The organism is Methanobacterium aggregans (genome assembly GCF_017874455.1).
GTDB classification, from domain to species: Archaea; Methanobacteriota; Methanobacteria; order Methanobacteriales; family Methanobacteriaceae; genus Methanobacterium_C; species Methanobacterium_C aggregans.
The window spans coordinates 1-25,697 of record NZ_JAGGLN010000009.1; the positions used below are offsets into that span (position 1 = coordinate 1).

Consider the following 25,697-nt stretch of genomic DNA (forward strand, 5'->3'; position numbering starts at 1 on the left):
CAACATAACCAAACTCATCAACCAAACTCTTCTTCAAACTATCAATAGACCTTAAAGGATCAAAAATTCCCATCTTATTACCACCATTTTAAGATTTTTCCAATACTTTTGCCTACATTTTTCACAGCATTAACAGCTTTTTTTACCGTGTTTTTAACTGTTTTAACTACTTTTTTTGCAACTTTCTTAACAGCTCTAACAGCTTTTTTAACCACTTTTTTAACTGTCCTAACTACCTTCTTAGCAGCCTTTTTCACAGTTTTCACAGCTTTTTTAACCACTTTTTTAACGGTTCTCACTACTTTCTTAGCAGCCTTTTTAACGGTTTTCACAGTTTTTTTAACAGCTTTTTTAACGGTTTTCACTGCCTTTTTAGCTGTTTTAACAATTTTAACAGCAGTGTTCTTAACCGCTTTAGCTGTGTTTTTCACAATCTTCTTGACTGTGTTAACTGTATTCTTAACTTTATTAACAACTTTTTTGGTTGCCACCTTCACTGCATTAGGAATTAGTTTCTTTCCCTCAACAATTAGCTTCTTACCAATATCCTTCACCGTACTGCCCAACCACTTAGCATTACTAACAACAGATTCTATGGTCTCATTCCAAGCCTTCTTAATATTTATTTGGATTCCAACTATTCAGATTAAAAATAGTTGTAACAGACTTCACAGTATCATAACCAAACAAACGCTTATAAACAGAACTCTCAATAATTTTCCCCAACACCTCCTTGCCAGAAAACCCCGCAACCAACTCAAAACACGCTGGAATCAAACCCAAACTAGGATCCAACAAAGAACTCAACTTCGAAGAAACACCCAAAAAAAAAGCTCAACAGGATCCTTTGTAAAAATACCCAATTTACTCAAAAAGTAAGTCACTGGCTTTTCTACAAATCGCCAATATTTTAATAATATTGGACTTTTGGTGAGTAAGTTACCTGCAAGCGTTCCCAGTCGACCAATAGGAATAACTGAAACTAAAAGGAGTAAAAAACTCCCAACAGACAAATCACCATTCTCATCCACACCCGTAAAGAACTTAATAACCTGCTTAATATTTTCCCCACCCCACGTATGGTCAAGGTTACTGTAACCGTAAATATGGAAAAAATCATAATTAAAGAAATCCCAAACATTACCGGTTGTCCAAGCCTTCTGAGCGGCTTGCATCAACTTATCTTGTATGTAAAACTGATAAAAAAGCGGGCTAAAAGGATTCTCCAAAAACGCAGCAGAACCACCATAAACAGAACCCTGCACATTACAATCCAAAGAATTACCCGCATAACTCAAAAACCCATCCAACAAACAAACCAAACATCCATAATACTAATACTAAAGGATTAAACAAAACAAAAGACATTACAATTTTCACCATTAAAAATCTCCTTTTACAATTATCAAAAGTGTTAATATTTATAAAAGCATGTTAAAGCTCCTAAAAACTCAAAAATAATAATTAATACCTTAAAATTTAAGTATTAATCCCAATAAACAAAATCTAAGTAGATAACTCATTTTTGGGATCCTGATAACAGATCATGAAACTATCCTCAATGACTTGGCATCCTTGAGTATGATCTCCATGCTGCCCCTGTACTCGCTCACAGTTCCAACTGCATTTATCCTCCTTTTATCCATTCCCTGAATGGTTAGATTTCCTTTTTCTATATCCGTTGCAGAGCTGTCGAATATCACCAGGGTTATCTCACCTGTGCCGTCCATTACCTTAATGAAGTAGGTGTTGCTTGTTTTGGATTTACCGACCTTCTGAACAACCCCCTCAACTGCAACATCCTCATCAAGCATCCCCCTGTCTATCTGACTTATCTTAACTTCCCTTGGCATTACCTGTCCTGCAAATATCACCATTCCCAGGAGCCCTATTATGGATGTTGCAAGGGCCAGTTTGAATATTTGATGATCCTCCATTTTCACCACCATGAATCCGTTGTTAAATTCAATTCCAGAGAATTTCCAGAATATTTCTTTTTTAATAGGATTTTTTATGCTTTTTTAAGGTGTTTATTTCATATCCAAAATATTATTAATAATTATATAATATTTAGTATTAATAATGTTTGGGTGAATACTCCGTACCTATCATGGCTTCTGAGAATCTAAAAAAGTGAGAGTCTAAAAAAAAATACCCTGAATACATTGAAAAGAGATGAATTTAAAGCAGAATAGTTGATATTTAAAAAAAAAGTTGTTTTATTCTATATATTTCAAAGATTAAAAAGAAATTAAAAAATATGAATAATTTAGGATCATTCAAACCTCTTTGAACATTGATTCAACACGTTCTAAAGTGTCGATATCCTCAATACTTATATCTTCCCTTATCCTCTTCACAACAGGGAACCTCAATGAGTAGCCAACCTCGTACTCCGGACTCTTAACGATCTCACTGTAGGCAATTTCAAGGATGATGGAAGGAACAATCTCCACCTTCCTGCCGGTTTTCTTGGTTATGAGTGGTTCAACCATTTCAGAAAGTTCCAGAAGCATCTGATCGTCTAAACCTGTTGCTGCATGTGCAATGGTCTTCAGCTCATTGTTTTCATCCTGAACTGCCAGTAGATAAGAACCTATAAAGTGAGCCCGCTTACCTTTACCATAGGTTCCACCAACAACCACCAGGTCAAGGGTTTCAGGTTCTGCCTTGCGTTTGAGCATTTTCTTCCCCCTTATACCAGGCATGTAGGGTGCACTGGGATCCTTGATCATTATGCCTTCATGTCCACCATTCAGGGATTCTGTGAAGAGTTTTTCAGCCCTCCAAATATCCTCAGGAGTAGCCTTCACTTGATTGGAAAGTTGGAGTTTGTCTTCAATTACCTCAACCATTGATTCAAGTATCTCTCTCCTGTCCTGGAAGGGTGTGTCTATCTGGGGGCCGTTGTAGTAAAGTACATCAAAGAGGTAAAGTTTCAGAGGTACCTGCTCGCGCATCTTCTCGATATCGTACTTTCTCCTGACTCTTTGGAGTATGTACTGGAAAGATATGGGTTTACCATCCTTTGTAACGATTATTTCACCTTCAACAATGAAATCTTCATGGGGTAATGCTGTTTCTATGTACTCAATGATTTCAGGAACTGCATTGGAGATGTTTTCAAGTCTTCGGGTGAATATATTAATTTCATCCCCTGATCTGTGTATCTGAACCCGTATACCATCGTACTTGGTCTCACAGAGTGCCCATCCCATTTCTTCAACACTCTCCTTGATTCCTGGAGAGAGCTGTGCAAGCATGGGTTTAACTGGTTTTCCAGGTTTAAGACTGAGTTTTTCAAGTCCTTCAACACCTTCTTCCTTTGCAACCTCTGAAACAAGGCCAAGATCATTTGTGAGCATGTGCGCCCTTTCAACAATCCCTTTTTCAACAGAGAAAGCTTCTGCAATGGCATCCTTTATGGTTCCTTCACCCACCCCCACCCTGAGCTCCTCAAGAACTGTTCTTGTGATGTACTTGGCCTCTGTGGGTGATGCCGATGATAAAAGTTCCCTCAGTATCTCCATCTTCTTGTACTGGGATCTGTTCCCTGAGATATCTGCTATCTTCATGAGGTTGCTGTGAACCTTCTGAATGGTCAGCGGAACTGTGAAAAATGTTGCCTGCTTTTTTTTCCCAAAAAGGAGTTCTGCAGCAGTTCCAATATCCCCTGCATCCCTCATCATATCCTCAACATCCTCAGGCCTCACACCTACAACCAGTGCCATTGCATTCATAAGCAGTTTTGATGCTATTCCAAGTTCTTCCTCACTCCATGTTGGAAAAACCCGTCCAAGTGATAAGAGTGTAACAACTGGAAGAAGTTCTGGATCTTCTCCCCCTATTTTCCTGAAAAAATCTGCCAGCATGGTGGTTTTTTCAAGCCTTTTGGTTGTGGAGTCCAGTTTCTCGTAGACATCCACAAGTTCCATGTACCTCATTCCATTGTTTGATTTCATGATCATGACCGTCCATAGTGCATATTGATAATGATTGTAAGTCCTTTGTAGTGAATCATTTATAAGAATCTCCATCAATGTACTGATTTATTTTAGTATGAAAAAAAGCTGATTTAATTAATGTATAAGAATTTAAAATTGTGGCTTTCTATTTTATCTATATTATTACATGTATTTAAAATTAATATTCTGATCCCCTGAATTTAATGACCCAGCTCGTTCCATTATGATTTGAAACATTTATTTCACCGTTCAATGCCTCCACCATACTGTTTACAATATTCAATCCTATTTTATCTACTTTAACATTCTGAAATCCCACACCATTGTCTTCCACTCGAAGTACACAGATTCCATGATTATCCTTACTGAAGTTCAGCACTACATGGCCCTTTCTTCCATTGGGGAAAGCGTGTTTTATGGAATTTGTGAATAGTTCATTTACTATCAATCCACATGGAACTGCAGTTTCAATGTCTAGAAGCACATTATCAACGGTTACATCAAATGTTATCCCTCCAGTAACAGTGTAAGAATTCACTATGTTCTGGGTGATCATCTGGATGTACTCTGAGAATTCCACAGTTGCAAAATCTTCTGTAGTGAAGAGGCAGTCGTGTACAAAGAACATTACATTGACACGATTTTTACTGTCTTTAATTGTTCCAAAGTCTTCCCTATCTACCAGATACTTCGATTGGATCTCAAGAAAGTTCAGTACCATCTGAATGTAATTTTTAACCCTGCCATGTATCTCATCTAAAAGCATTTCTTTTTCTTTTAAAGCAGTCTCCATATCGTTTTGAACTTTTTTACGTTCTGTAATATCCTTGGAAACATTCAAAAATCCTGTTTGATTACCCTCTTCATCAAACATTTCTGTGGTTCGGACATCCATCCATATGATTGAACCATCCTTTCGTCTGCATTCGTGTTCTCCAGCACATTTTTCACCATCTGAAATTCCCTTCAGAGTTACTAGAAATTTTCCTTCATCATTTTCCCTGCAGATCATGGCCATACTCTTACCCATAACTTCATCACGGGAGTATCCAAAGATGGAAGTTGCAGCTTCGTTCCAGTACTTTATCATTCCATGACTGCCTGTGACCACAACTGACTCCTGGATGTTTTCAAGTATGTTAGCCTGAAATTTGAGCTGTTTTTCCACCTCATCATGATCTGTAATACTTACAATCGATGCAATCCTCCCACTCTTTCCAGGAAGATGTGAAATAAATATCAATGATTTTCCAGTACTTTCATTCATTAAGTGGTTAAATTTGTGTTTAGATGAAAAATTAGATTTATTAGAAATTTTAGGTGTATTTTTAATTGATAAATCCATAATGATGCTGATATTCTCATTAAAAACTAGATCATTCCAGTTTTTGCCCTTCAATTCCGTGTTTGAGTAACCCGTGAGTTTTTGAAACTCCTTGTTTCCCCAGGATACAACTGAATCTTCCAGCACCATCATTGGAATTCCACTGTTCTCAAATATTTCATGGCAATATTCTTCAGATAATCCTGAAATATCCTTAAGAGCTGTGGAATTGTTTATAAACTCTTTTGAACCCTTCATAACATCACTTCAATGTTAAGTTGATGTTACTTATTATTATCATATTAGTATATATCTTTTCAATTTTTTAAGTTCCAGATGGGTATGGGAATAATTTAACTTGCATGAAAGACCTTGGTAAAATTTATTAAGTTCTGAAGTTGAATAAAAAAAGGAATTGTAACCTATTAAATCTTAAGCTCTTCTGATTTGTATTTATAGTGTTTAAAAAGTCTTTCACCCCATGAAATAGCTTCTTCATCATGACTGATCAAGAATACGTTGAGATCATAGGATCCATCAGTTGAAAAAAGTCCCATTGCAATGAATTCATCCCCCATTGTAAGTGAAAGCTTCAAATCATCATCTGCAATCCTTACACCCCAATTACCTGATGAAATAGATTTTTGTACCTCTTCTGTCCCCAGTATCTCCTTTAATTTATCCAGAACACCTGAAGTAACTACAAGATCAACTTTACCATCCTTTTCCATGGTTTTAACGAACATTTCAGCATTTTTAGGGTAAAATACTGGTGAAAGATATTTGATGTTGGTGGTATCCATTAAAAACTGTGAAAGCACCCTGTGGGGTTTCATTACATCGGTTACTGTGGAGCTTACAAGAGTGGAGTTGTTGAGACATCCAATATCCTTAATGAGGTCCTTGGGGATGCAATCCACTTCATGATTCAAAAATAGATCTTTACAGTTTTTTAATGTGTTGACTGTCTCCATGAGATTTATAATCTTATTCGCCGCCATTTTTCCCATCTGGGAGAGGGAATATTTTCCTGAATCCCTCAGTATGATGTCCTTTCCCTGAAGCTGGTTCATTCCATGTAGTATGGTTGATGAGCTGAGGTGGATCTCGTTTCGGAGATCTGCAAGATTTTTAGGTCCCTCCTTTAAACTCATCAGTATCTTTATCCTAACATCAGAACTTATAAAAAACTTCATATCGTTTTTAACATCTTCATAAAGTTCAAACGTATGTTTAAGGTCCATTTTATCCCCTAATTTAATTAGTAGTCCCCATTTACAGATATATTGCCCCAAAATAACCAGATTCTAGTATTATTATTAGTAATAATAATTATGATTAATTATAAATGTTTCCCATCCCAAAGAAGTTCAAAGCTTAAGCTCCACAGATAACCATAATAATTATAATTGATTGAAACAAGTATTTAAACTTTAGAAGCAGAATTAAAAACTATTAGAATATACAGCCCATAAAAAATAAGGGTAATTAAAAAAAATTGGATTTTGAACTGTTTAAAGAGTTAAAATGAGTTTATTCAAATTTTCTATGGTTCACATGAACCTTTCGAAACGCTCCTTTCCAACCTTGCATATTGGACAGGACTCTGGAGGCTCTTCCCTTGCACAGAGATAACCGCAAACTTTGCACCTCCAAACAGGCAATGAAGGAGTTAATATTGCATTGAACGGTGTTGATTTCATTTTAATTCTTTCTTCAGGCCCTGGACGTCTTTCAGGAATGGATGAAAGCTTTTTCTTACCCTCCAATATTTCTTTTGTAACGTAAAGTCCACAGTAGCATGCTCCGTATTCGTTGAGGTCTGGATCCCTGTAGTCGCAGGGGCAAATGAGATCAAGGTCTTCTTCTTTTTCTCCAGATGCCAGGCGACATGGACATGCACCATAGCCGTACCTCTTATTATTTATGAGTATGTTCTTCAAAAGATCCTTGGTGAATGCAACATCAGAATTGAGGTGGTAACCGTAAGCTTCAGCATCCTCTTTAACCTTGCTGTAAAATGCATCTACCTCTGCATCAGAAACCCCTTCATGACTCATTTTGCTGCCTCCCTTATTCCCTCCTCATCGAAGCCCACTATGCATATTTCATCGTTGACTATAAGGGTTGGGAACGACAGCTGAGAGTTCCATTTTTTGATCTCCTCCACAGCCTCGGAACGTTCGTCTCCCTCTTCAAGATCAACGTACAGATAATCGTACTCCACTCCAAGATCTTCAAGTAGCATTCGAGTCTTTTTACACCACCCACATGTGCTTAAAGCATAAAGAACAAATTTTCCTTTATTTTCACCATCCACGTGCTGCATTGACATTTTTGGCCTCCTGAAAGATTCAAAATTTTTTTAACTAACAACTATTTTATGTAAAATCTTCTATTAATAGTTATGATATCAATTTTATTAAAGGATGAAGAAGGTGAAACTGAGTATTAGGCTTTGAAGTGGTTAAAAAAAGATTGAATTAAAAAAAGGTTGAATGAAATATGAATCATGCGAAGATCTTTGAGTCTCAGCACCCAAAAAAAGTTTTAAAAATTGTCCCTCACAATTCTTATAGCACAAAAATCTCCGCACATGGTACACATATCATCCTCAGATGATGGCTTTCTCTGCCTGCATTTTCTGGCCTTTTCTCCATCAAATGCCAGTCCAAACTGTTTATCCCAGTCAAAATCTCTCCGAGCATGTGCCATTTCAACTTCACGCTCCCATGAACCTTTAACTCCCTTGGCTATATCTGCGGCTTCTGCAGCTATCTTTGAAGCTATGACTCCCTCCCTAACGTCATCCACGTTGGGTATTGCAAGGTGCTCTGCAGGTGTAACATAACAGAGGAAATCTGCACCTGAAGATGCTGCAATCGCTCCACCTATGGCCGAAGTTATGTGGTCGTAGCCAGGTGCAAGGTCAGTTACCAGGGGTCCCAGCACGTAGAAGGGTGCTTCCTTGCAGACTGTTTTCTGTATCTGCATGTTCGCCTGGATTTGGTTTATTGGAACATGCCCCGGTCCTTCAACCATTACCTGAACTCCTGCATCCCTTGCCCTGTCAACAAGTCCTCCCAGTGTTACGAGTTCCTGAATCTGGGGCGCATCAGATGCATCGTGAAGGCAGCCCGGCCTCAGACCATCTCCCAGGCTCAGTGTGACATCGTATTCTGCTGCTACTTCAAGCAGATAGTCGTAGTTACTGTAAAGGGGGTTTTCCTCCTGGTTCTGGAGTATCCATGCTGCAAGGAAGGATCCTCCCCTGCTCACAATTCCCATTATCCTGTTTGATGATTTAACCTTCTCAACTGTTTCCATGGTTATTCCACAGTGCACAGTTATGAAGTCCACACCAGCCTTGGCCTGATTTTCAATGGCCCTGAACATGTCATCCCCATCCATATTTATAACCGCACCTTTAGTCTTTGAAGCATTTACTGCTGCCTCATAAACAGGTACGGTTCCTATTGGCACATCAACAGATTGCATTATGGCTTCTCTAACTTTTTCAAGCCCTGAACCTGTACTTAAGTCCATTATTGTATCTGCACCATATTTAACTGCTGTTTTGGCCTTCTCAACTTCCCATTTGACCTTCTCAAGCTCGGAGGATGATCCAATGTTGGCGTTGATCTTGGTTTTGAGGCCTTTTCCCACACCCATTGGACGGCTTTTACCTCGAACATTTTTTGGAATGATGATACGTCCATCTGCCAGTCCTCTGACAATTTTATGAATGTCCATAGCCTCAACTTCAGCCACTACTTTCATTTCATCTGTGATCTGGCCTTTCCTGGCCTCTTGCATCTGAGTCACTTTTTGATCCCTCGTTTTGATATTGAAAGATTATTAAGACAAATTTTGTTCAAATTTCCTGATAATATTCATCCTAAAAAATCATGATTACACCCAAAACATGAGCATAATTAATAACACAGTAATATTACTTGATAATTCATTTTAATCATTTAATGATATACTAAAATTCCTATATCTACTTATTCCATGAAGTAGTTGATACATGTGATATCAACGTTTAAATGGAGTTCTCCCAAATATTTCCTTCAATATCCTCACCAACATTTTATACTAATTTTTATAGGTTGATCTTCAACAATAATAACAACATGAGAATTTTTTATAACTTTTATGGATGGTCCTGAATTGGTAGGGAAATTCACAGGATTAACGTAATATTAACATCATTTACACTGGAGGAAATCCATGGAGACTTCTAGAGAATCAAAAATTGGCTGGACATCGCTCCTAATCGTTTCATTATCTTCTTTTATAATTGCCCTTGACTCCACATTCATGAACGTGGCAATCACAAACCTCGTTGTGGATCTCAACACCACAGTGCATGTTATACAAACAATCATATCTGTTTACGCCCTTACAATGGCTGCCCTGATGCTTATAGGTGGTAAGATGCAGGATGTCCTTGGTAAAAAGAGGGCATTTCTCATTGGTGCCTGTATTTATGGTACTGGAACTGTAATTGCTGCCTTGAGTGTTAATTCAACTATGCTTCTCATTGGCTGGTCCATACTCGAGGGTGTGGGAGCTGCACTCATGACACCTGCAACAGCCTCAATCATCACAGGAACCTACACTGGAAAGGATCGTGCATTCGCTTTGGGGATCTGGACAGCCATGGCAGGTGTGGCTGCAGCTATCGGCCCACTCTTTGGAGGTTTCCTCACCACCTTCTTTAGCTGGAGGTGGGGTTTTGCACTGGAACTGGTTGTGATTGCTGTGATACTCATATTCTCCCCTAAAATAAATAACTTCCCTGCAACAATGAAAAGATCTGAGATAGATGTGGTTGGTGGGATATTATCTGCTTCAGGATTGCTGTTGATAGTTTTAGGTATTTTAAGTCTTAATCAACCTTCAAACTGGAAGATGACACCATTCCTAATTGGGGGAGGAATTCTGTTCATGGTTCTCTTCTACATTAAAGAGAAAAACATGATCAAGGAAGATAAAAAACCATTGACTGACATCAGGCTCTTCAAAGAACGAAACTTCACCATTGGAACCTTAACCAGACTTATAATGCAAATGGCACTTGCAGGTGCTGTTTTTGTCATGCCCATTTTCTTGCAGGGCGTTTTAGGTGCTGATGCCTTCACAACAGGGCTAGTTCTTCTGCCATTAACTGTGGGTCTTCTAATATTTTCAGTAACATCCTCCAGATTATCTTCACATGTGGAACCACGCCGTCTAATTTCTGTAGGTTTCCTTGTGGCCATGGCAGGCGCCCTTATCATGCGCTACCAGTTCAGCTTGAACACACAGATAGTAGATCTTCTGCCTGGAACCTTTCTCATTGGAGTTGGGTTGGGACTGTCCATTCCACTCACTGCAAACCTCATACTCTCATCTGCAGGTGAAGATGAACAGGCAGATGCATCTGGAGTAATGAGTACCGGAGCAAACCTTGGATCATCAATGGGAACCGCGATTATCGGTGTTGTACTTATAATTGGAATCTTCACTGGACTGTCAACAGCAGTTGAACAGAATTTTCCCAATGAATACTCAAAACAAGACATTAAAGATAACTTGGTGACATGGGCGGGTAAGATGAAAACAGTGAATATTCCAGATTTGAAGAAGGATGAAACTTCAACAGCCTATAAAATTGTGAACTCCACCATAAGCAAGGCCATGCAAACAGCCTTCGATGCAACCACCCTGCTGATGTTCCTGGGATTTTTGATATCCCTATTTTTAAGGCCTGCGCCATCAGGCAGGGTTTCTTAAACCCTTGCTAAATCCTTTGATTGATTTTTTTGATGGTTCAAACACAGTGATGATATTTCAATGTTAATTCATTTATCCTTCCATTTTTGTAAAGGATTAAAAAAAATCATACCTTGAATTAACTGGTTTAAAATAAAATTTTAGAAAAATAAAGCAATCATTGGTTTAATGGATGAAAATTATGGAATTAAATTTTATGGGATTTAAATTGAATTTGGATCTTGATTAGAAGTGGATCTTGATTAGAAGAATTTGTGTATGGAGGGATTGAAAACGTTATCTGGAAAGAAAAATTTGGATAAAATGAGGGTATCTGAGAGGGAAGTGACCAGTACCTATGGAAGCAGGTACTTCGCTGAAAGCGTTCCAAAATATGTTATGCCTGAAGAAGGAATGCCTGCACGTGCAGCGTATCAACTGATACACGATGAACTGAATTTAGATGGAAATCCTGCCCTGAACCTTGCAAGCTTCGTGACCACGTGGATGGAGCCTGAGGCAGACAAACTCATAATGGAGAGCATTGACAAGAACTTCGTTGACAACGATGAGTATCCCCAGACCGAGAAGATACAGGATAGGGTGGTTAACATGCTGGCAAGGCTCTTCAACGCCCCGAAGAAGTGTCATTCAGTTGGAACAGGGACAATAGGATCGTCTGAGGCCATCATGCTTGGACTTCTGGCCCATAAATGGACCTGGAAAAAACGGAGGCATGCAGAGGGAAAACCATGCAACAAACCCAACATTGTTATGGGTGCAGATGTGCACACTGTCTGGGAGAAGTTTGCACTGTACTTCGATGTTGAGCTGAAGCTCATACCCCTTGAAAGGGACACCTACACAGTTACTGTGGATAAGGTAGCAGAGGAAATTGATGAAAACACCATATGCGTTGGTGCTGTTCTGGGAACAACCTTCACGGGCCAGATGGACCCTATAAAGGAGATCAATGGCCTCCTGCTGGATATTAAAAAGGATAAGGGTTGGGACATTCCAATACATGTTGATGGTGCCAGCGGAGGTTTTGTGGCTCCATTCCTCTATCCAGAACTGGAATGGGATTTCAGACTCGAGCAGGTCAGATCCATCAACGTTTCAGGCCATAAGTACGGTCTTGTGTATCCCGGAGTTGGCTGGCTCATATTCAAGGATAAAACAGATCTGCCTGAGGAGCTCATATTCAAGGTGAACTACCTTGGGGGTTTGATGCCCAACTACTCCCTCAACTTCTCCAAGGGGAGCAGTACCATAATAGCCCAGTACTACAACTTCATAAGACTTGGGAAAAGTGGTTACACCGACATAATGGATAACATGATGAAGAACAGCCAGTACCTTGCAAGAAAACTTGAAGGTTCAGGTAAATTTGAGGTTATCAACAGGGATGGAATGTTTCCACTTGTAACAGTTAGTTTGAAGGATGAAGAATTCACAGTTTTCCAGCTTTCAGAGAAACTGAGGCAGAAAGGCTGGATCGTTCCTGCCTACACACTTCCTGAGAATGCTGAGGATGTTGCAGTCCTGAGAATGGTTGTAAAGGAAAACTTCGGAAGGGAAATGGTGGATCTGCTTGTTGACGATGTGATGAAATCCCTTAAATCCCTTGAAAGGGAAGAAACAACAGTGAAGGGGGAGGATCAAAATCCATCCCTTCTCTACTGAATTTTGCTGAAAAACTTTTAATACGGGTTTAAATCCCTTTTACTCATTTTTTTAGTCCTGGATAAAATCCTTATTTTATAAACTGATAAATTTTAAACTGATAAATTTTAAACTGATAAATTTTTTTGTGGATTCCATAGGATCATGATCTCTTATAAATATGGAACGACTGAATTCCAACCCAGAAAAAAGATTTGAATGGTTGTTTGATGGGTTGAAAAAGAATTCTCAGGCCAATGAATTAAAAAGTTATAACTGCAATTAAAAAAATACTAGAATGAAGTATTCATAATCAAAAGGTGTTTTACGTGTTAAATATTAAAAAATTATCAATTTCAACCATTTTTCCCATTATCATACTGCTTACACTGCTTTCCTTCGGGATCTTGATCCCAATTATATCGGTTGTAGTTTTGGGGGCCATTCTTGCCTACTACGTACGGCCCATCGCCCGCAGGATCAAACCCTTCGTCAGGTATGAAACCCTTGCAATCCTGATTGGGATGTTAATTCTAGCTGCACCAATCGTTGCCCTGCTCTACATCACTGCAGGCCAGATATTAACCGCTGCAATTCAGGTTTTTGGTTCCATACCCCATTCATCAGCAAGTGCAACCTCAAGTGCAACTGCAACTGCAATGAACATCAAATCCAGTTTAGCAACATCTCAAAATTCAGACAGCTTGAACAACCTTGCAAATCTCTTCCTTTCAAACATCACAGCCATTGCAGAGAAGCTCATCTCCTACCTTGTAAACCAGATCATCAACCTGCTTGAATTTTTACCAACCCTGGCAATGCAGATACTGATACTTCTCTTTTCAACCTTTTACTTTGCAAGGGATGGTGATAAGGTGGTTCGTTACATTAAAGACATCGTTCCACCAGAGGACAAGGATTTTTACCGTAGAATAATCCACGGTACCGATGACATCATGAAGAGCATAGTTGTTGGGAACGTTGTACCTGCAGTCATCCTTGGAATTCTCTCCATGATACTCTACTACTTCCTTGGATATCCTTACATAGTACTCCTGGGTATACTCAGTGGATTGTCCGAGTTCATACCCATAGTTGGGCCTTGGATAGTTTACGGAGTTCTGGGTTTGTTCAGCATCCTCACAGGGGATATAACCACTGGAGTTCTTGTTATCTTCTTTGGATGGATCATCGAAACAACCACTGACATGTACATCAGACCAAAACTCTCGGTGAACTACTCCGAGGTTCATCCCCTTGTATTTCTCCTGGGATTCATATTTGGAGCAGTTACACTTGGTATTCCAGGGCTGTTCATCGGGCCACTGATACTTGGAGTGACCTACTCAGCCTACAGGGCCTACAGGGAAGAAGTTAAAGATGTGTGAGGATTTAGTTTCATCTTAAACTGTCTGAAGCTTCATCTGAATTCTTCAAAAATTTAATGAATCCTTTTAATGAATCCTCCAGATTTAAATATTCAGGGTAACAGAATAAAGATCATGATAGGAAAGTTAAGCGCCCAGGACATCATGATCAGGGAAGTGCATGTAACAGGCCCAACAGACCTTGTGGCTGCAGCAAAGCTCAAGATGATGCGCTGCAACGTTGGAGGCCTTCCAGTGGTTGATGAAAAACGTCTTGTAGGTATTATAACCCACAGGGACGTTCTACTTGCAGGTGGAGAAGCACTTGGACTCAAGGTGAACGACCTCATGAGTAAGGAATTATACGTTGCAGAGCCTGAAACCCCCATCAAGGAGATCACAAAGGTTATGGCAGATAAAGGATATCAGAGAATTCCTGTTGTTAAAAATGGAAATCTTGTGGGCCTAATAACTCAGAGCAGCCTTATAAGGGCACTTGCAGGCCTGGAAGACTGAAAACATTATCCTTAAATGATAATTATCCTTTTATTTTGATTTAACCTGGAAAAAATAGAACTTAAAGTGCTGATTACAGTTACTTAAGTATTGTTATTTTCAAATGATGAAAAATTTTTAAAAACTATAAAAAAATGTTCAGATAAGTGGATCCGGAATTTTTGCACCCTTTTTCTCCTTCAGCCCACCGATCTTTTCTATTCTCAGGAGCAGGAACTCTTTTCCAGCCTCAGTAACCCCATATATTGGTATTGAAGCACCCACACTGAAAACTTTCCTCCCTTCACCAATTTCACGCACGTGCTTGGATGCGCAGGATGTTAAAACATCAACGTTGTTGAATAAGGCCTCTGCATCTTCCATAGACATCCCAGTCACGTGGGCTGCAAATATGTAGATCTTAACTCCCTTTTCCCCTTCAATCTGTCTGAGTTTTACTGCATCCTCTGCTGAAACTATGGAAACTGCTATGTTCTTATATCCCATTTCAATGGCCTTCAACACACCTTCGACCTGATCTATTACTGCATTTTCAGGGTTCAGAACGTTTTCTGGACCTAAGGTGTTTATTATTTTATCTATGGGGCTGGTGCTTATGAATGCTGATATTCTACCCCCTATTCCCTGTACAAATTCTGGATCCGTAACTACAACTGTACCTGATCCCTCGCAGACTATCACTGCACAGTCTAGGGTTCCATCATCAAGGAGTGTGGCTATTGTCTCTGAAACTCCAAAGGAGAGGAAGTCCTTCATCCTCAAGTTTCTATCAGATGTACACATTCCAAAGTCCTTTATCCTGAACTCTATGTTTTCCCTGACAGCTTCGGGTGTTAATCGTTTTATTCCCCTGTACTTCTCAAAGAGGGGACAGTAATCTATCACTGGTTCTCCAACCTCAACAACCTTCCCCTCCCTTACAACAACCCTTGTCTTTCCAAGGGCCTCTATAACGTGTTCGCCCATCTAAACTCACTTCCACTGGATTTTTAATAATTCATTGAACCATCTGATCTTCAGTTTCAGGGAATTGGTATAAATATTTTATAAGAATAAATTGATTTCAGGCTAAGAATAAAATGGCCAGGGCAGAAAAATAATAGAAATTATGTGAAAAGTTCATAAAAACCTTTTTAAGTGAGAATGTGAATAGAAAAGTATAAGTTAGATGAAATCTAACAGCATATAAGCCACGCCGGGGTGGCTCAGCTGGTTAGAGCGCACGGCTCATAGGGTATTAAGCAAGTGCTCTGACTTTTTCCTGGGATACCGTGAGGCCGCGGGTTCGAATCCCGCCCCCGGCACTTCAAATAACTTTTGAAGGCCTCGAAAATTCCATGAAATCTTTACTTTAAATTTTCTTTTCATTAAAATTATTTTCCACATTACTCTTAAACTATCTTTTTATAGGCATATTCTTTCCATAAATATTTAATTCTCCATATAACTCGTTACTATGCCCTTTTCTAGCTTTTTAATCCTTCCTTGAACCTTCTACTTGAACCATTTCCCATACTCAATCAAGGAAAAAATAAAATGAAAAACTTTAAAACCCGGAACTGGATCACTATAGATCATAGTCAAAATATCAAACAGTAACTCATACTTAACAATTTAAATAAAATAAAGAGTATTTGATCCTTTTTTTAATTAAAAGGTTTTTTAAAAGGGTTTCACGTGGTAACGGAGGTTTCTTTATGAAGGATATTTACGAACGTTCACTCGAGGGTGACATAACAAGGGAAGATGCTTTGAAACTGGTTGATGCAAATCCATTCGAACTCTTCAACGTTGCAGACAGACTGAGAAAGGAAATAGTGGGGGATGAAGTCACATTTGTGGCAAACAAGGCCATAGACATCACAGACCACTGCATGATAGAATGTGAATTCTGCTCCTTCAGGGACCATACAGGCTACGAAATGACGGTTGACGAGATAGTGGAGAGTGTTGGTCACTCCCAGACCATTGGAGCAACTGAGATCTGCCTCTTCGGTGGTGTTATGCCCCACATGACAGTTGACTACTACTGCGACATCATCAGCGCCATTAAAAACCAGTACGACATCTGCCTCCATGCACTGTCCCCTGTGGAGATCTACCAGACTGCAAAATCCTCTGACATGACCACCTTTGAAGCTTTGAAGGCCCTTAAAAAGGCAGGTATGGACACCATGACAGGGGCATCTGCAGAGATACTCGTGGACTCTGTGAGGGAGAAGATATGTCCCAAAAAGGTTTCAACCCAGGAGTGGGTGGACATAGTTAAGGAGGCCCATAAGCTGGGCATTCCAACCACGTCAACCATTATGTACGGAAGCGTGGAAACCTGGGAGGACCGTGTAGACCACCTCATGATACTCAGGGATATACAGCGTGAAACCCACGGCTTCACAGAACTCGTGCCCATGACCTTCCTGGGCCTCAACAACAAGCTGGGCCAGGAAACACTGGGTGCAAGTGGAATGGACGATCTGAAGGTTCACGCCATTTCAAGGATAATAATGGGCAGGGACATGCCTAACATCCAGGTCTCATGGGTGAAATTAGGCATCAGAACCTCCCAGATAGCACTCTGCTGCGGGGCCAACGACCTTGGAGGTACCATGATGGAGGATAAAATATCTGTAGCTGCAGGTGCATCCTACGGAGAGTACATGCCACGTGAGAAGATGGTTGAAGTGATTGAAGCCATTGGACGTGTGCCTGTGGAAAGGACCACCACTTATGAGAGGGTTTGAATCTAAATTGAGTTATAATCCTATTTCACAATAAATCCTATTTTTTTCATTATATTTCTAATTCTTTTAAGGAGGAGTATGCTCAATTTTTCAAGACTTACGAATTTTTTAAATTTAGGATTAAAAAAAACTTTAAATCAGCAGCTATCATTAAAAACAATTGAATTAAATCATTTAACTTTAAAAGTAGTTGAAAATATTTTTATTCAATGCTTAAATGGACAAAAACTTTATAAGGAACCTCCTAAAGAAATCCAGACGTATCATTAATTAACACCTATTTGATGCTAAACCTCCGAAAACGTATTAACTCAGTTGGGTTAATAACTGGACATAGAAAAAAACCAGATAGGTGATGAAATGTTTAAGGACATACTTATGTCAATGCGTCCCAAGCAGTGGTACAAGAACCTAGTTATATTTATTGGGATCGTATTTTCACTAAATCTTCTAAATTTTAACTTATGGACAAATGTTATTTCTGCATTTGTAGTGTTTTGCTTACTTTCTGGAAGTATTTACATCATAAACGATTGTTTGGATGTGGAAAAGGATCGTAACCATCCTAAAAAATGCGAAAGGCCCCTTGCATCTGGACGGCTGAAAAAGCCCCATGCACTGCTGTTTTCAGGCATAGCAGTTGTAATTGCATTGTTACTGGCCTACACAGTGAACACTTCGCTCTTTCTGGTTTCACTCTCCTTTTTCGGCCTGATCCTGGTTTACTCCCTCTTCCTGAAGGAGATGATCCTGGTTGACATCCTGGTCATCTCAGCAGGATTCGTACTCAGGGCAGTTGCAGGCTGTGTTGCCATAGGTATCTTCGTATCGTCATGGCTCATACTCTGCACATTCCTCATGGCCCTTTTCCTTGCCCTTGTGAAGCGAAGGCACGAACTGATCCTACTCAAGGATAAGGCAGGAAGCCACCGTAAAATCCTTGAGAGTTACTCAGAGGACATGCTGGACCAGATGATCAACATAACCACCGCATCCTTGATCATGTCCTACTCCCTCTACACCTTCTTTGCACAGAACATCTACCTAATGGCCACAATACCCCTGGCATTCTACGGAGTCTTCCGTTACCTGTTCCTGGTGCACAGCAATGGAATTGGTGGAGAACCTGAAATAATATTCAAGGACAAAGGCATGGTTATAAGCATGACCCTCTGGGTGGCATTAGTGATTGGAGTACTTTACTTCAATAAATTAGGACTTCCAGGAGTTTAAAATGAAAGTAAAAATAATAACAGCACCATCTTTCAAAACCTGCAATAAAACGTTCACTAAAAGGCGGTTTGAATGAGATACGACCTTCACACCCACTCAAAGTACTCAAGAGACGGTTGGGTGGAACCTGAAACCCTGGTAAAAACAGCCATGAAAAAGGGACTCTCTGGAATAGCAGTAACTGATCACAACACCATTGAAGGAGGTTTGAAGGCCAAGGAATTTGAAACTGAAAACTTCGAGGTTGTGGTTGGATCTGAAATCTCAACAGAAAGGGGTGAGGTTACAGGTCTCTTCCTGTCTGAAGAAGTTGTTTCAAGAAATTTTCTGGGGGTCATCCATGAAATCAGAGAACAGAATGGTTTGGTTGTTCTCCCACATCCCTTCGATGAACTCCGTGGAAACGGGATCGCACCCGTGGACGAGGATGCAAAACTTGTTGATTACATTGAAACCTTCAACTCCCGATGTTTCAGGACAAGGTACAATGAAATGGCAGCAGAATATGCCAAAAAACACGGCCTAAAAACTTTAGGCGGTAGCGACGCCCATTTTGCCCATGAAATTGGCAGGGCAGGCGTGGATACAGATGATGACCTGCATGATGCATTTAAAAGGGGGAATTTCACTGTTTTTGGTGAAAGATCCTCTCTGATGAATTTAGGAATGACAAAGGTGCTGAAAATATGGAGAAAAACAGGTTCTGGCTCGTACTGATCTTCGCAGTGGTTGTTTACGTTGTACTGGGAGTTTACGCAGATCTGGGTGATCTCTTAACTGCCCTTGAAAGCTTTGACTGGACTTTCATCCTTCTGCTTCTGGGTTTAACAACCATTGGTTACCTCATAAGGTTCATTAGATGGGATTACCTCCTCAGGGGTGTTGGTGTGAACCTGGATCTCAGGGACAACCTCTTCGTGTACATAAGCGGACTTTCAATGACCATAACCCCTGCCAAAGCAGGGGAGATATGGAAGGGCTGGCTCATAAGGGAAATAAATGGTGAAAGTTTGAGTAAAACAGTTCCAGTTGTTATAAGCGACCGTTTAACTGACATACTGGCCCTTGTATTCCTTTCACTCCTGGGAATCCTCTACTACCGGCAGGGAGCCTACATCATAATAGCCATCCTCATCCTCTTTGCTGGATTCGTCCTTGCAGTGAGATCTGAGGCCATTTCAAACTTGTTAATACGCGTACTTGAGAAGCGGGCTGGAAAGTACTCCAAGGATGTTGAGAGCATGCATGAAACCTTCAAGGAAACTCTGAACCCTAAAAAGCTCGTTGTAACAACCATTCTGGGTTTGATGGCCTGGTTCATGGAGTGTCTTGCCCTTTACCTTGCAGTTATTGCCTTCGGTGATCACCTGGGAATCGTTGTTTCAACCTTCACCTTCAGCTTTGCATCCCTTGCAGGGGCACTGAGCATGATCCCTGGAGGTCTGGGTGTGGCTGAAGCAACCCTATCAGGACTGCTCCAGTTTTTCGGACTCACAGCCACCATATCCGTTGGTGTTGCCATCATAATCCGTTTCGCAACCCTGTGGTATGGAACATTCCTTGGGCTCATTGTTTACCTTCTGGGAAAATCCAGGATCATCAAAGAAAGCAAAGATGATTAAATGATCCTTAAAAAATATTTTGAACAAACCCAGAGCATTCAAAAATTATTTAATAAACAATTAGTCAATTGAGTTAAAATTAAAACCTTAAAAAAATCCAATTATAAATAATTCAAAAAAATATATTATAAAATTAAAAATTAAGAAATAAAATACGTTAATTTGGTTAAATAATTGATTAAAATAGTTTAAAAATTTGAATATTTAATTAGGAGGCATTTCATGTCAAAGGTAGATTCTAAAGTTTCAATTTTAAAAACTTCCCCTGAAACAGTTGTAGATGATTATAAGGAGCTGATGCACCTTGCAGATTACGACAAGATCGTGTCCCGTGAGAATGAAACCATACTCAAACTGAACCTCTCATGGACACTTTTCTATCCTGCCTGTTCCACACCACCATGGCAGCTTGAGGGAGTTCTGAAAACCCTGGAGGATGATGGGTTCCAGGATGTGGTTGCAGTGGAGAATCAGACTGTTGTAACCCATCCCTGGAAGGGTGCCTACCTCAACAAGTGGTTGCCCCTCCTTGAAAAGTACAAAAGGGAATTTCAGCCCCTCACAGACGTGGAGTGGAGTGTTTACGAACCAAAGTCTGAGATGATGGTTATGGATGAGATATTCGGCCAGGTTCTGGTTCCCAAGATGTTCTACGGCAACAACGTCATACACTTCCCCACCGTGAAGACCCACGGCCACACAACGACCACAGGATCCATGAAGAACGCCTTCGGAGGTTTGATACCCAAGTACAGGCACCACGCCCATAAGAAGATCCATGAGGTCCTGGTGGATCTCCTTGCAATCCAAAGGGAGATTCATCCCGGGATATTCACTGTGATGGATGGATGCGTCTGCGGAGATGGTGCAGGACCACGTACAATGGACCCCTACGTGGGCAACGTAGTACTTGCAAGTGGAGATCCAGTTGCAGTGGATGCCCTTGCAGCCAAGATAATGGGATTCGACCCACTGAAGATCGATTACATTAAAATGGCCCATGATAAAGGTCTTGGAATGGGTGACGTGGATCAGATCGAAGTTGTGGGTCTTGATGATAAAGAGCTTCAAGGTCTGAACTTCGGGTTCCATGTGGACAAGAGCCCTGTCATCAAGTGGGATCAACGCCTCAGAAAGAAGACCATGGGGATAAAATGGCTGCACCACCTTCTCTTCAATTCACCAATCTTCAAAACATTCATATTCGCCTCAGGATTTTATCACGACAAGCTCTGGTACCCTACAACTGGTAAAAAGAATATAGGGCAGTTCAAGACAACTGAGTGGGGTAAGCTGTTCGATGCGTATGAGTACGGGGAGTTCCCAGAGTTCAAAGAGGTGAAGGAGTGGAATCCATACTGATGAAACTATAGAAATCCCATTAAATGGCTGAATATAAATTTATTCAGCTTTTTTATTCAAATTTATCCCCCCTATTTAACAGGAAATAGATGAAGGAAGCTATTTTAAGTTTAAAATCATCCCCCTCCTTTTTTTTAGTTCACTATTTTTTTATATCTGAAGTTAGTTATGCATCCCAAAAACCCATAGCATGTAACACATTCTGGAATATAATTGGATTATATTTTCCATAAGCAACAGTTTTTAAGGCCCAGAATATGTTTTAAAATATTATTGAGTATTTATAGCTGATTTTAATTGATTTAAGATTTATAATGAGTATTAGAAGCATTGGAATTGCTTAGAAATAAAAAAGACTCTTGGAGTTTTTATTTCAACACATCCCCGCTAATTTTATCCAAAATAAAATTTTTCAAGCCAAACAATCCTCTAATTTTATAATACTTATTTAAAAGCATTATTTCTTGAAATAAGGTCAAAATAAGGCCACATTTGGTAAAGATTTGGGAAAAGACTTATTAAAGATTTCAGGGAGATAGGAGTTTGTCCTCGGAGGGACATAAATAGGTGTTTTTGGATGAGTTTTTGAACTCATTCACCCATTTTAGGGAAGTAATTAGTGAAAAAATTAAGTTACAAAAAAAACTGCAGGGTTGAACTTCAAGATAGAAATCTTGACCATCTCCAGATTAGAAGGAACCCTGCAATCCATGAACTTGGATACTTTCTCAAACAGATTAACCCAGTTGAGTCTGCTTAATTCAATGAAGAACTGGATCGATCCAGTGTACTTCAGCATGATGATTTCATTAAAATGAGATTTTAAGTCCAGTAAGGGGCTAATATGTTTTTTATTCCAGCATGGCTTTGAAACAGAACATTTTAACGTAATAAATCCATTAAAAAAAATTACTGGACGAAATGCATCTGAATCCATTAAATGGATCAAATAACATGTGGAGGGGAACATGAAATTAATATTTTTTTCAGGAGCTTTTGAATGCTGAAACTATCCAGAGCGAAGATCAACTGGGATACTGTATTTCCATTGATCTTAATCATCACAATCTTAATAACAAGAATTCCATTCATGAGCAAATTTCTGTATGAATGGGATTCTGCAAACTACGCATTAGCATTTACAAATTACAACATCGTCCAGCAGCAGCCACATCCCCCAGGGTACCTATTCTACGTGGCCCTTGGAAGGGGATTTAACTACGTATTCAATGATCCAAACACCAGCCTGATAGCTCTGGCAATATTTTTCAGTGCCTTGAGTGCCGTGCTGCTGTACTTCATGACCAAGGAGATCTTCTCAAGGAGGGTGGGGATCGCAAGTTCCATACTGTTCATTTTCAACCCACTGATATGGTTCTACGGAGAAATTGCAAGTATTTACATCTTCGAAGCCTTCTTCAGTATTTTAATAGCCTACAGTTGCTACAAACTATTCAGGGGAGATGAAAGATTTATATACCTCTCTGCAATGGTACTGGGTTTGGCAGGGGGTTTCAGAACTGATCTGGTGGAGTTCATGTTTCCACTGTGGGTACTCTGCATACTTTACGCAAAACCTTCCTTCATCAAGTTTATCAAAGGCATGGCTGTATTTGCCCTGTCAATTCTCTCATGGCTCATACCCACAGCCCTGTCAGTTGGGGGCATTCATCAGTACCTTCAACTCTTAAGGAGCACATCTGCAGCTGCAGATTACACCTCCATAATATTCGGTGCCAGCATCAGCCAGCAGATCCTGAATTCAGGAGCCTGCATAATCTGGTCACTTCTGGGATTAACTGTAATTGGGATTTTAACAGTTTTATACTTTTTAATCAAACGTAGAAACGTTTTAAAGAACAATTTAGTTTTTCACCTTAAAAAGCCCTTGACATTGTTCTTTTTGTTATGGGCAGGCCCTGCCTTCATTTTCTACCTCCTGATCTACGTTGTGAAACCAGGTTACCTCCTCACATGCATACCTGTATTCATGGTCATGCTGGCCTACATCATGAACAGAGTTTCAGGATTCATAAACATCAAATTTCCAGAAGTATCAGCTAAAAAAGTTTTAGCTTCAATACTGGTGATCTATGCCCTTTTAAATGCAGCCTACTTCATTTATCCAGGGGATATTCACAACGGGGATACCTGGGAAACGCCCATGGATAAAATGAGTACCACACAGGAAATATGGTTCGACCTGGATGTGGGTTTGATCTACAACAACGCAAAGATCAGTGCAAACGATGAAAACACCGCCCTCCACATCCAGAACATACTGAATATCTCAAATTCAGACCCTTCAAGCACCATAATCATTATAAGAGATATAACCCGAGAAGATGAGGGTTTTAACTGGAGAAAGGCCATGTACTACCTTCCAGGTTACGATGTTTACTACCTCTTCAATGAGGAAAACTCTGGAATCACAGCTAACGTTTCATCATGGCACGGTAAAAACCACAGTTACACCACATCAAAAGCACCAACCCTTGATGTGCCAATGAATTCATCTACAACAAGGATAGTTTGGATAATGAGCAACCAAACATCTTTTTACCAGGAAGTGAAGAGTAAGGTGGGGGTTAACTCCATAAAACTTCCAAACGGCCTGAATATATATTACTCTCAAATTGGAAACCAGACCTCAAATTTCCAGATCAGCGGTTTTATATTCCGGCGTTGAATTGAAATTAAGCATTAGGAGAGTTAAGCCTGAGGTGATAGGAAATCTTTCCTTCATTTATCCTCAAATTTTTTTTTGAAACTAGCTTCTATTGAAATTATTTTTTAAAATAAAAAAAATGAAGAATTTGGATACATGATTGATTCCATTGATTTTAGTTCCATGGGGGTGGAAGCTAATTGATGTTTCTTCTCAAAATAAAAAAAAAGAAGATTGAAATTAATATTTATCCGGGTTTCCTGAATTTTCCAAGTAACCTGCTGAATATATCCGGTGCATACTTCATTCTCCACACATTGAATCCCACAACCAAAACAACAAAGGTAAGGCGCAGGTATATGCTTACAGGTGCAAAAAGTGCTATCACAATGATCAATATCCCTACAAGGGTATGCATAAGCCAGTTTCTCCAGTCAGACAGGTAAGCCTTCACTCCATGGAACAATCTCTTCATAGATCCACCTCCACATCAATATATATCAATATTTGATATATTGAATTGTGATATATCTTTTATATATAATTTACCTTCCCAATCATTAAATTCATTAAATATCATGTAAAATAGAAGGTTCAAGGAAAAAATATTAAAAAATAGTTATAAATGAAAATTGGTTCTAAAAATTGTTTTAAAAATTTTATAAATTAAATAAGGTGTTTTCATGATTGGTACGTATCCTGAAGAGAATTACTGGGAAATCATAGACAGACAGAAGGGAATACTCAATAAAAAAGAACAGTTAAAACTTAAAAACTCGAAAATAACAGTTATAGGTTGTGGAGGTATCGGCGGCGCTGTTATTGAAATGCTGGCAAGAATGGGAGTCGGAAATCTTCGAATTATTGACAAAGATGTTTTTGATCTTTCAAACATTAACCGCCAGCTCATGAGCAGCATGGACAGCATAGGCAAAGCCAAAGTAGATGTCACAAAGGAGACTGTGAACTCAATAAATCCCTTCGTGAAGGTTGAAGCCTTGAACCAGGAATTGAATGAAAAAAACGTGGAAACAATAGTTAAAAACAGCGACGTTGTTGTTGATGCCCTGGACAACCTGATTGCCAGAATATTAACCACCAGAAAGGCTGCAGAACTTGAAATACCCTTCGTACATGGTGCAATTCATGGCACAATGGGCCAGGTAACAACCTTCACCCCCGACAGCCCATCCTATGAGGAAACGTTTAAACTGCCATCTGCAGGTAAAGAATTGACCGAAGAAGTAATTGAATCTGTTGGAAAAATAAACAAGGATGTTCCACCAGTTATAGGTCCTGTTCCCAATGTCGTGGGATGTTTACAGGCCTTTGAAGCTGTTAAATACATCACAGGTAACGGCAACATCATAACTGCACCCAACGTTCTCATATTCGACCTAATGAAAAAAGAACCATTTACAATGGTTGAATTTTAGGTTAGGTCAATTTAAAAAAATTTTATAATATTAAAGAT

The 25,697-nt window shown here is 39.6% G+C and carries 23 protein-coding genes and 1 tRNA gene; 12 read left to right on the forward strand and 12 right to left on the reverse strand.

Annotated features, from left to right (window positions below; genetic code table 11):
• Nucleotides 1-77: 77 nt before the first annotated feature.
• The 9 genes from J2756_RS10840 to thiC form a co-directional block, all read right to left on the reverse strand.
• Nucleotides 78-554 (reverse strand): hypothetical protein, encoded by a 477-nt coding sequence (locus J2756_RS10840; protein ID WP_209585480.1) that lies wholly within the window; start codon nt 552-554, stop codon nt 78-80.
• Between the two features lie 249 nt (nt 555-803).
• On the reverse strand, nt 804-1,298 hold the full coding sequence (locus tag J2756_RS10845; protein WP_209585481.1) for a hypothetical protein: 495 nt from the start codon (nt 1,296-1,298) through the stop codon (nt 804-806).
• Nucleotides 1,299-1,544: 246 nt separating this feature from the next.
• Complete coding sequence (locus J2756_RS10850) at nt 1,545-1,937, reverse strand: OB-fold nucleic acid binding domain-containing protein (RefSeq protein WP_209585482.1); 393 nt, start codon at nt 1,935-1,937, stop codon at nt 1,545-1,547.
• Between the two features lie 342 nt (nt 1,938-2,279).
• Nucleotides 2,280-3,944, reverse strand: coding sequence for an ATP-dependent DNA ligase (locus J2756_RS10855; protein WP_209585514.1), 1,665 nt, complete (start codon nt 3,942-3,944; stop codon nt 2,280-2,282).
• 199 nt (nt 3,945-4,143) lie between these two features.
• On the reverse strand, nt 4,144-5,547 hold the full coding sequence (locus J2756_RS10860; RefSeq protein ID WP_209585483.1) for a PAS domain S-box protein: 1,404 nt from the start codon (nt 5,545-5,547) through the stop codon (nt 4,144-4,146).
• A 167-nt stretch (nt 5,548-5,714) separates the two neighbouring features.
• Nucleotides 5,715-6,533: a helix-turn-helix transcriptional regulator gene (locus J2756_RS10865; protein WP_209585484.1), complete on the reverse strand. Its 819-nt coding sequence runs from the start codon at nt 6,531-6,533 to the stop codon at nt 5,715-5,717.
• Between the two features lie 309 nt (nt 6,534-6,842).
• On the reverse strand, nt 6,843-7,349 hold the full coding sequence (locus tag J2756_RS10870) for a ferredoxin-thioredoxin reductase catalytic domain-containing protein (RefSeq protein ID WP_209585485.1): 507 nt from the start codon (nt 7,347-7,349) through the stop codon (nt 6,843-6,845).
• Complete coding sequence (locus J2756_RS10875) at nt 7,346-7,624, reverse strand: glutaredoxin family protein (RefSeq protein ID WP_209585486.1); 279 nt, start codon at nt 7,622-7,624, stop codon at nt 7,346-7,348. Before J2756_RS10875 ends, J2756_RS10870 begins: the two co-directional genes overlap by 4 nt.
• 215 nt (nt 7,625-7,839) lie before the next feature.
• On the reverse strand, nt 7,840-9,114 hold the full coding sequence (thiC, locus tag J2756_RS10880) for a phosphomethylpyrimidine synthase (protein WP_209585487.1): 1,275 nt from the start codon (nt 9,112-9,114) through the stop codon (nt 7,840-7,842).
• A 408-nt stretch (nt 9,115-9,522) separates the two neighbouring features.
• Between thiC and J2756_RS10885 the strand changes: the two genes are divergently transcribed.
• From J2756_RS10885 to J2756_RS10900, 4 genes are all read left to right on the forward strand, one after another.
• On the forward strand, nt 9,523-11,070 hold the full coding sequence (locus J2756_RS10885; protein ID WP_209585488.1) for an MFS transporter: 1,548 nt from the start codon (nt 9,523-9,525) through the stop codon (nt 11,068-11,070).
• A 258-nt stretch (nt 11,071-11,328) separates the two neighbouring features.
• Entirely contained in the window at nt 11,329-12,735 is a 1,407-nt protein-coding gene (locus tag J2756_RS10890) for a glutamate decarboxylase (protein ID WP_245316052.1), read from the forward strand.
• A 308-nt stretch (nt 12,736-13,043) separates the two neighbouring features.
• On the forward strand, nt 13,044-14,102 hold the full coding sequence (locus tag J2756_RS10895) for an AI-2E family transporter (RefSeq protein WP_209585489.1): 1,059 nt from the start codon (nt 13,044-13,046) through the stop codon (nt 14,100-14,102).
• 114 nt (nt 14,103-14,216) lie between these two features.
• The gene (locus J2756_RS10900) at nt 14,217-14,597 is read left to right on the forward strand and encodes a CBS domain-containing protein (RefSeq protein ID WP_209585516.1); all 381 of its coding nucleotides are present in this window, start codon (nt 14,217-14,219) and stop codon (nt 14,595-14,597) included.
• Between the two features lie 138 nt (nt 14,598-14,735).
• On the opposite strand, the gene J2756_RS10905 is transcribed toward J2756_RS10900, so the two are convergent.
• A complete protein-coding gene (locus J2756_RS10905; RefSeq protein ID WP_209585490.1) occupies nt 14,736-15,563 on the reverse strand; it encodes a methanogenesis marker 8 protein in 828 nt (275 codons plus the stop codon).
• A 228-nt stretch (nt 15,564-15,791) separates the two neighbouring features.
• Here J2756_RS10905 and J2756_RS10910 point away from each other — a divergent pair.
• From J2756_RS10910 to J2756_RS10935, 6 genes are all read left to right on the forward strand, one after another.
• Nucleotides 15,792-15,901 (forward strand) — tRNA-Met (locus tag J2756_RS10910).
• Between the two features lie 393 nt (nt 15,902-16,294).
• Nucleotides 16,295-17,338 carry a 5-amino-6-(D-ribitylamino)uracil--L-tyrosine 4-hydroxyphenyl transferase CofH gene (gene cofH / locus J2756_RS10915; protein ID WP_209585491.1) on the forward strand — a complete coding sequence of 348 codons (1,044 nt, stop codon included), beginning with the start codon at nt 16,295-16,297 and terminating at the stop codon, nt 17,336-17,338.
• Nucleotides 17,339-17,698: 360 nt separating this feature from the next.
• The gene (locus tag J2756_RS10920; protein ID WP_209585492.1) at nt 17,699-18,571 is read left to right on the forward strand and encodes a decaprenyl-phosphate phosphoribosyltransferase; all 873 of its coding nucleotides are present in this window, start codon (nt 17,699-17,701) and stop codon (nt 18,569-18,571) included.
• A gap of 72 nt (nt 18,572-18,643) precedes the next feature.
• Nucleotides 18,644-19,288, forward strand: coding sequence for a PHP domain-containing protein (locus J2756_RS10925; RefSeq protein WP_209585493.1), 645 nt, complete (start codon nt 18,644-18,646; stop codon nt 19,286-19,288).
• The gene (locus J2756_RS10930) at nt 19,258-20,193 is read left to right on the forward strand and encodes a lysylphosphatidylglycerol synthase transmembrane domain-containing protein (protein ID WP_209585494.1); all 936 of its coding nucleotides are present in this window, start codon (nt 19,258-19,260) and stop codon (nt 20,191-20,193) included. The genes J2756_RS10925 and J2756_RS10930 overlap by 31 nt, the downstream gene beginning before the upstream one ends.
• Before the next feature lie 222 nt (nt 20,194-20,415).
• Nucleotides 20,416-21,555 carry a DUF362 domain-containing protein gene (locus tag J2756_RS10935; RefSeq protein ID WP_209585495.1) on the forward strand — a complete coding sequence of 380 codons (1,140 nt, stop codon included), beginning with the start codon at nt 20,416-20,418 and terminating at the stop codon, nt 21,553-21,555.
• Between the two features lie 628 nt (nt 21,556-22,183).
• Here J2756_RS10935 and J2756_RS10940 read toward each other — a convergent pair.
• Entirely contained in the window at nt 22,184-22,354 is a 171-nt protein-coding gene (locus J2756_RS10940; protein ID WP_209585496.1) for a hypothetical protein, read from the reverse strand.
• Between the two features lie 201 nt (nt 22,355-22,555).
• Here J2756_RS10940 and J2756_RS10945 point away from each other — a divergent pair, with 201 nt between their 5' ends.
• Nucleotides 22,556-24,244: a protein O-mannosyl-transferase family gene (locus J2756_RS10945; RefSeq protein ID WP_209585497.1), complete on the forward strand. Its 1,689-nt coding sequence runs from the start codon at nt 22,556-22,558 to the stop codon at nt 24,242-24,244.
• Nucleotides 24,245-24,470: 226 nt separating this feature from the next.
• Here J2756_RS10945 and J2756_RS10950 read toward each other — a convergent pair whose 3' ends face one another.
• The gene (locus J2756_RS10950) at nt 24,471-24,698 is read right to left on the reverse strand and encodes a hypothetical protein (RefSeq protein ID WP_209585498.1); all 228 of its coding nucleotides are present in this window, start codon (nt 24,696-24,698) and stop codon (nt 24,471-24,473) included.
• A 208-nt stretch (nt 24,699-24,906) separates the two neighbouring features.
• On the opposite strand from J2756_RS10950, the gene J2756_RS10955 reads away from it, so the two are divergent.
• A complete protein-coding gene (locus J2756_RS10955) occupies nt 24,907-25,659 on the forward strand; it encodes a HesA/MoeB/ThiF family protein (RefSeq protein WP_209585499.1) in 753 nt (250 codons plus the stop codon).
• Nucleotides 25,660-25,697 lie beyond the last annotated feature (38 nt).

What these genes read in the sequence shown, in the direction of transcription:
- J2756_RS10855 (WP_209585514.1), bottom strand. Translation starts at nt 3,944, where the DNA reads ATGAGGTACATGGAACTTGTGGATGTCTACGAGAAACTGGACTCCACA.
- J2756_RS10850 (WP_209585482.1), bottom strand. Translation starts at nt 1,937, where the DNA reads ATGGAGGATCATCAAATATTCAAACTGGCCCTTGCAACATCCATAATA.
- J2756_RS10935 (WP_209585495.1), top strand. Translation starts at nt 20,416, where the DNA reads ATGTCAAAGGTAGATTCTAAAGTTTCAATTTTAAAAACTTCCCCTGAA.
- J2756_RS10860 (WP_209585483.1), bottom strand. Translation starts at nt 5,547, where the DNA reads ATGAAGGGTTCAAAAGAGTTTATAAACAATTCCACAGCTCTTAAGGAT.
- J2756_RS10950 (WP_209585498.1), bottom strand. Translation starts at nt 24,698, where the DNA reads ATGAAGAGATTGTTCCATGGAGTGAAGGCTTACCTGTCTGACTGGAGA.
- J2756_RS10905 (WP_209585490.1), bottom strand. Translation starts at nt 15,563, where the DNA reads ATGGGCGAACACGTTATAGAGGCCCTTGGAAAGACAAGGGTTGTTGTA.
- J2756_RS10900 (WP_209585516.1), top strand. Translation starts at nt 14,217, where the DNA reads ATGATAGGAAAGTTAAGCGCCCAGGACATCATGATCAGGGAAGTGCAT.
- cofH (WP_209585491.1), top strand. Translation starts at nt 16,295, where the DNA reads ATGAAGGATATTTACGAACGTTCACTCGAGGGTGACATAACAAGGGAA.
- J2756_RS10920 (WP_209585492.1), top strand. Translation starts at nt 17,699, where the DNA reads ATGTTTAAGGACATACTTATGTCAATGCGTCCCAAGCAGTGGTACAAG.
- J2756_RS10885 (WP_209585488.1), top strand. Translation starts at nt 9,523, where the DNA reads ATGGAGACTTCTAGAGAATCAAAAATTGGCTGGACATCGCTCCTAATC.
- J2756_RS10875 (WP_209585486.1), bottom strand. Translation starts at nt 7,624, where the DNA reads ATGTCAATGCAGCACGTGGATGGTGAAAATAAAGGAAAATTTGTTCTT.
- J2756_RS10945 (WP_209585497.1), top strand. Translation starts at nt 22,556, where the DNA reads ATGCTGAAACTATCCAGAGCGAAGATCAACTGGGATACTGTATTTCCA.
- J2756_RS10930 (WP_209585494.1), top strand. Translation starts at nt 19,258, where the DNA reads ATGGAGAAAAACAGGTTCTGGCTCGTACTGATCTTCGCAGTGGTTGTT.
- J2756_RS10955 (WP_209585499.1), top strand. Translation starts at nt 24,907, where the DNA reads ATGATTGGTACGTATCCTGAAGAGAATTACTGGGAAATCATAGACAGA.
- J2756_RS10940 (WP_209585496.1), bottom strand. Translation starts at nt 22,354, where the DNA reads ATGCTGAAGTACACTGGATCGATCCAGTTCTTCATTGAATTAAGCAGA.
- J2756_RS10870 (WP_209585485.1), bottom strand. Translation starts at nt 7,349, where the DNA reads ATGAGTCATGAAGGGGTTTCTGATGCAGAGGTAGATGCATTTTACAGC.
- J2756_RS10890 (WP_245316052.1), top strand. Translation starts at nt 11,329, where the DNA reads ATGGAGGGATTGAAAACGTTATCTGGAAAGAAAAATTTGGATAAAATG.
- J2756_RS10925 (WP_209585493.1), top strand. Translation starts at nt 18,644, where the DNA reads ATGAGATACGACCTTCACACCCACTCAAAGTACTCAAGAGACGGTTGG.
- J2756_RS10865 (WP_209585484.1), bottom strand. Translation starts at nt 6,533, where the DNA reads ATGGACCTTAAACATACGTTTGAACTTTATGAAGATGTTAAAAACGAT.